General features: G+C 48.3%; 2 protein-coding genes and 1 pseudogene. All 3 read left to right on the top strand.

Features of this window, described 5'->3' with window-relative positions; genetic code table 11:
• Window positions 1-273 (top strand): annotated as a pseudogene (locus LKK83_RS26795) (multidrug ABC transporter permease); the annotation flags it as partial.
• Between the two features lie 482 nt (window positions 274-755).
• Window positions 756-2,795: an HlyD family efflux transporter periplasmic adaptor subunit gene (locus LKK83_RS26790; RefSeq protein WP_324634535.1), complete on the top strand. Its 2,040-nt coding sequence runs from the start codon at window positions 756-758 to the stop codon at window positions 2,793-2,795.
• A 55-nt stretch (window positions 2,796-2,850) separates the two neighbouring features.
• Complete coding sequence (locus LKK83_RS26785) at window positions 2,851-3,237, top strand: HetP family heterocyst commitment protein (RefSeq protein ID WP_324634534.1); 387 nt, start codon at window positions 2,851-2,853, stop codon at window positions 3,235-3,237.
• Window positions 3,238-4,237: the final 1,000 nt, after the last annotated feature.

The raw sequence follows: 4,237 nt of genomic DNA, 5'->3' as shown, positions 1-4,237 counted from the left end.
CGGGCGTTGTTGGGCAATCCGCAGATTTTAATTTTGGATGAGGCGACCAGTTCTCTGGATACCGAGTCGGAACGTCGATTCCAGCAAAATCTGGAGCGCATCCGTCGCGATCGCACCACTTTTATCATCGCTCACCGTCTTTCTACGGTGCGAAATGCGGACTGTATTTTGGTACTCGATCGCGGTTTGTTGGTGGAACAAGGCTCCCATAGCGAACTGATGGATGTGGGAGGATTGTACTATCACCTCGCGCAGCAACAGCTCGACCTTTAATTGGATATTCAGGTTGGGGTTTAAATTGGCTTTTTCGGTAAAGGTTGGCAATTGATTTGAAATTTTTTGCCGTTTTTTGGAGGGGTGAGTTTTGCGGAAGCAATCCTGCCCCTTACTGCTGCGGGAAATTCCCGATTTATGATTTAAAACTCGCTTTTACAAAATCTTTAAAAATCTCGGTTATTTTGATATAATCGGTCGCTTTTTTTAAAGAAACAGTAAAGTTTGTAACCCCAGGGCTAATTTGGCAGAAAATACTCCAGATTTGAGTTATAATGTACGGGTAGGAAATTTTTAAAAATGTATTTTTCGTTGTCAGAAAAATTCTCTATATTTGGTCTAAGGTATATGCCAAAGTTTACCCAAATTAAATGTGGAGTCTGACCGGACAAAGACGAGGGTCTGCTCCCCCAATCAATTAGAGCAACTGAGTTGACAATGGCATCGGTTGAGGTAAGTCGTGGATAAAGGAAAATTGAGTGATGAAGTTTAAGATTCGGGCAAACAATTCTAAGACGAAAACGGGAAAAGGGTGGAAGGAAGAAAAGTCCCCTCGTCAGGGGGGTAGATTGCAGTTTGAGAATCTTTCCCGCGAGGAGGAGGAGACGGAGATTTGCGATCGCCCCAGTGGTATTTATGGGGGAATTGCTAGTTCCGCATCGTCGCCGCCTTCAATCCCCGATGGCTCTCATAATGAGAAGAATGAGGAACCGCGCGATCGCGAAGCCGAAGCGGAAGAGTCGAATTGGTCTCCCTCGGTTCACAGCTTGCTAGAAAAACCACCCGCCGCATTTGGACGGTACGTTCTCCTGGGGGGAATGGTGTTTTCCGTGGTGTTTGGTACTTGGGCGTGGTTGGGACGCATTAATGAAGTAGGTCAAGCCCCAGGGGAACTGGTGCCTCAAGGAGATACATATCAGGTGAATCCCGTGGAAATGGGAAAGGTGGCCAAAATTGCCGTAGAAGAAGGTGAGACGGTGGAAAAGGGTGCGGTGATTGCCGAATTGGATACCAAACTCGCCGAAGCGGAAGTGAAGCGGCTGCAGGAACAGTTGGCAAACTCACAACTGCAATTGGTGCAAAAGCAAGATTCGATCGAGCAAATTCGTTTGGAAGCGCAAACCCGGGTGGCGATGGCGCAAGCGGATGCCGAGGCTCAGGAAGCGGCGATCGCGCGGGCGCAGGAAAATGTAGGAACCACCACCGAGATGCTGGCACAATTGCAAGAGCAGCAAGCGGCGCTACAGGCGCGACGCGATCGCCTGCAACCGTTGGCGCAGCAGGCGCAGGAACTGGTGGAACAACTGCGAGCCGATGTGGCGGCGCAGCAGGAGAGAAGTGAGATAGCCGAACCCCTGCAAGAGAAGACCGAAGAGCTAATCGCGCAATTGGAAAGCGACGTGCAGGCGCAGCAGCAACGGCAAGAAATTGTCGCACCGCTGCAGGAAAAGAGCCAACAGCTCATCGAGCAGTTAAAAGTGGATATCGAAGCACAAAAAGAGCGGATTGGCCGGTTAAAGCCGTTGGTGGATGAAGGTGCGGTGTCGAAAGAGCGATTGTTTCAGGCGGAACAAGCGTTGCGCGATCGCGAAAATGCATTGCTCAGAGCGCAGATGTCAGACAAGACCCGGGCGCGAGAGCAGATGTTTGAGGCCCGGCAAGCAATGCGCGATCGGCAAAATGCCTTAGTTCGCGCGCAAATTTCCGAAACCACTCGCGCCAAAGAACGGTTGTTTGAGGCCGGTCAGGCATTGCGCGATCGGCAAACGGCCCTGCTGCGATCGCAAATTTCCGAGGCGACTCGGGTCAAAGAACGGTTATTTGAAGCCGAGCGATCGCTGCGAAATCAGCGTGAGAAAATGACCGAAACTCGAGGTCAGCTCGAAGAAGCAAAAGCCGAATTAACCCGACTGCAAGCACAACTGAAACAAAAGCGTGCCGAAGCAGAACGAATTGAACTCGAATCGCAGCAGCAAATCGATCGCCTCCAAGTGGAAATTTCCGAACTCGAAGGCAGAATTACCGATACCAAAAATCGCCTCGAAAGTGCGAGGACGAAGTTAGAAGAGCGCTTTCTCTACGCACCGGTTGATGGCGTGGTACTTTCCCTGGCGCTCAGTAACACCGGCGAAGTGGTGAAACCGGGCGAAACCATTGCCGAAATTGCGGCTGAAGATGCACCCCTGGTTCTTTCCGCCAGCGTGCCCAATCGAGAAGCCGGTTTTATGGAAACGGGCATGGAGGTTCAGGTGAAGTTTGATGCTTATCCCTATCAGGAATACGGCATCGTCTCCGGTAAAGTGACCTCCATTTCTCCGGATACAAAAGCCAATGACCGTTTGGGAGAAGTTTATAAAGTTGAAGTCACGTTAGACCGCAATTATGTTATGGACAATGGAAAAAAGATTTATTTCAAGCCGGGGCAAACGGCACAGGCGGATATCGTAATCCGCAAGCGCCGGATTGCAGATCTGTTTTTAGACCCGATCCGGCAGCTTAAAGAAGGGGGAATCAATTTCTAGTTCATCATTGACTTGGAAAAGATTAGTTAAATTTAGGAGTAAAGGAGACATCACCATGACTTATCCCATACAGGCTAACCGTCAGTTAGACAAAGTAATGAGCGAAGAGCAGTTCGATTTAGTTATCGACGCCATTTTGGCCGGCAAGTATTCTTGGGCCTGCGTATTAATCCTGCGATTTGGAGGGTACAATCCCTTGCATTACATGCCTTATCGGACTTACAACCGATTGATGAAGAAGCACCGCCAAGGTTACAAAAAAAGCGGACATCGCAGCAAAGATGAGTCTTCCAATGAGCCAGAAAAGAGCAATAGAAAGTCGCGGATTAAGGATTTGGCTTATTTAGAAACGGTGGACGAACGAAAAGAGAAGGTCCGAGGCGGATATAGCGCTTTGAATATGAATTACTATACAGAACTCAGTGCGAGCGAATGTGGGTAGAGATTCCCGTTCCACTGTCGCCACACCGATTGATAGTTTAGCATTGTCTGCTTTTCCTGTCTGGTCCAGCACTAGGCAGGTTTTTTCGTGGGGATCTGCTGTAATACTCGTAGGTGCCTCACCCCCGCCACTCCATGCAGGGTTAGATAAGCCAATCCAAATCGGGGGTGACGCACCAACCCAATCGGTGGGACAATGAATGATATCTCGGGATTGGCATGGAGTGTTGTGCTTTGCGTTTCACCATCCGGTGTCGATTTGGCTGTCATTCCAGGGAAAATCGCTGCCACAATGGCAATTTAGCCAAAATGCCGTTTGTTCCAGTCGAAAATTCATTGCTGTTGTCACTGGGGGATAGGCGATCGCAACCTTCTCGCTGCTTCTTCTTGTCTAACTTTCGAGAGACTCCAACCCCTGCCCTCCCATTCCTGCCAATTCTCTCTCTAACCTGCGGAGTATCACTTGTGATATATTTGCCGGAAGCCTGCCATTCTGGCAACACAACGCCACTCTCAATCGCTACGATTAAAACAGTTGAGTTCGAGGAAAGCGGTTTAAAAGTTTTTGAATAAACTCGCCATAATGGCAACACAAGTTCCGCTTACTTCGTTAAACTAAGAATAGTTGAAAGCGAAAGAGCGTTGCTTTAGAACTGTGAATAAACTCGCCATAATGGCAACACAAGTTCCGCTTACTTCGTTAAACTAAAAACAGAGAAGCATAAAACGCTGAATATTCAATAATGGCGGATTTACAATAACAAGCTTCGCTGTAAAACATAAAGAGTCATTACCAGTCTCTAGCACACAATCAGGAGGTTAATTTATGATTATTCGGAATCTGAACCACATGGAAACCCTTGACCAAAACACTCAGGTACAAGGCGGAAGTGGCCTAACCTACTATCAAAACGATTTGGTTAACTTAGATTTGAATACCGACATCAATCTGGAAGATAATAGTGCCGTTGTGGAAGGTAATTCCCAGGCTTACGGAGAAA

This window comes from Phormidium sp. CCY1219 (assembly GCF_035615515.1).
GTDB lineage: Bacteria > Cyanobacteriota > Cyanobacteriia > Cyanobacteriales > Laspinemataceae > CCY1219.
Note: the sequence above shows the minus strand (reverse complement) of the source record. Positions and strands in the feature narration are given on the sequence as shown.